At 33.3% G+C, this 2,115-nt stretch carries 1 protein-coding gene; it reads right to left on the bottom strand.

Going from position 1 to position 2,115, the window contains the following annotated elements; genetic code table 11:
* Positions 1-61 precede the first annotated feature (61 nt).
* Entirely contained in the window at positions 62-1,969 is a 1,908-nt protein-coding gene (htpG, locus tag KTQ83_RS11635) for a molecular chaperone HtpG (protein ID WP_217256922.1), read from the bottom strand.
* Positions 1,970-2,115 lie beyond the last annotated feature (146 nt).

Raw genomic sequence — 2,115 nt, 5'->3', positions numbered from 1 at the left:
TTGAATATTCGGTCCTTTTTTATTAAGCTGAAACTTCTTTATCCGTTACAGCGCCCTAGAATTATTTCACTAACAATTCACAGATCTTCTTTGAATATGCGATTGGATCTTTGATTGCGAAGCCTTCAATTAAACAAGCCTGATCATATAATACTTCAGTCACTTCTTTAACTTTATCTTTATCAGAAGCGTATAAAGTCTTCAATGTTTCAAAGATTGGATGATTTGGATTGATTTCCAAAATACGCGTAGCCTTCATAGGCATTGGACTTTGGTTAGGCATATTTGCGAAAACCTTTTCCATCTCAAAAGAAATACCTTCGCCAGCCGTTAAGCATACTGGATCCTCTGTTAATTTATTTGACAATTTCACTTCAGCAACCTCATCGCCTAAAGCTTCTTTCATGAATGTCAATAAATCTTTATTTTCTTCTTTTGATTTATTTAAAGCTTCCTTTTCTTCCTCAGTATCTAAATCTAAATCTCCTTGAGCCGCATTTCTGAACGTCTTTTCTTTGTAGTTCATCAATGTCTGCATTACAAATTCATCCACTTCATCTGTTAAGTAAAGAACTTCAAATTCTTTATTCTTCAATGTTTGAACAACTGGCATCTTGTCAATCAATTCAACATCTTTACCAGATACAAAGTAAATGTCTTTTTGATCCTCTTTCATACGAGAAACATATTCACTTAAAGTAACATATTTCTTTTCTCTTGAAGAGTAGAACAACAATAAATCTTGGAATTTTTCTTTATCCATACCATAATTGTTGTAGACACCAAACTTCAAGTTTACACCAAATTCTTCAAAGAATTTTTCATATGCTTCACGATCTTTGGCAAGCATATTTCCAAGTTCATTCAATACTTTCTTTTCAATACGACCCGCAATCAATTTTAATTGATGATCATGTTGAAGCATTTCACGAGAAATATTTAAAGATAAATCTTGAGAATCCACTAGACCTTTCACAAAACGCAATGAATCTGGCAATAATTCTTCGGCATGATCCATAATGAATACGCCTCTACAATAGAGTTGAAGACCTTTCTTATAGTCTTGTGAATAGAATCCTTGAGGTAAGTGTGATGGAATATAAAGTAAGGCTATAAAGCTAGTATTTCCCTCAACACTAAAATGAATCACTTTTTGAGGATCTTGATAATCATAGAAATGATCCTTGTAGAATTGATTGTATTCTTCATCTGTAATCTTCGATTTTTGACGTTTCCATAAAGGAACCATTGAGTTTAAAGTCTGATCTTCAACCACTGTTTCATATTCAGGCTTTTCACTTTCCTCAGTACCCTCTTTCATCTTCTGAGTTTCTACATTCATCTTGATTGGATAACGAATATAGTCTGAATATTTCTTAATCAATTCTTTTAACTCATATGTCTCTAAATATTGAGAATATTTTTCTTCATCTGTATCTTCTTTTAAAGTTAAAATGATTGTTGTACCATTTGTTTCCTTTGTACAAGATGTGATTTCATAACCATCTTCACCAGCACTTACCCATTCATAAGCTTCATCACTACCTGCTTTTTTCGTAATAACACGAACATCTTTTGCGACCATAAATGCAGAATAGAATCCAACACCAAATTGACCAATGATATCTACATCTTCATCGTTGTTTTCTTCTTTTTTCTTCATTTCCTCTTTAAAAGCCAAAGAACCACTCTTCGCAATTGTACCCAAGTTTTCCTCTAATTCTTCCTTTGACATACCAATACCAGTGTCCGAAATTGTTAAAGTACGAGCTTCCTTATTTGGTTCAATACGAATCTCAAATTGACTTGCATCCGCATGACCTTGACTTTCATAATAATATTTATCAATCGCATCACTCGCATTCGATACAAGTTCACGTAAGAAGATTTCCTTGTGTGTATAAATGGAATTGATCATCAAATCCAATAAACGTTTTGACTCCGCTTTAAACTGTTTTTTCTTAGCCATAATACCACTCCTTCATTAGCACTCTAATATTTTGCCTGCTAATACTATACAACACCTTTTTAGCAGTGTCAACAACTGTGTGCTAAACGCAAATAAAAACCACGCTTAAAAGGCGTGGTTTTCTCTGCGGCTATAAGCCTTTACTA

Origin of the sequence: Holdemanella porci (assembly GCF_019052655.1) — a bacterium.
In the GTDB taxonomy this organism is placed as follows: domain Bacteria; phylum Bacillota_I; class Bacilli_A; order Erysipelotrichales; family Erysipelotrichaceae; genus Holdemanella; species Holdemanella hominis.
This window is presented reverse-complemented; position numbering and strand designations above follow the sequence as displayed.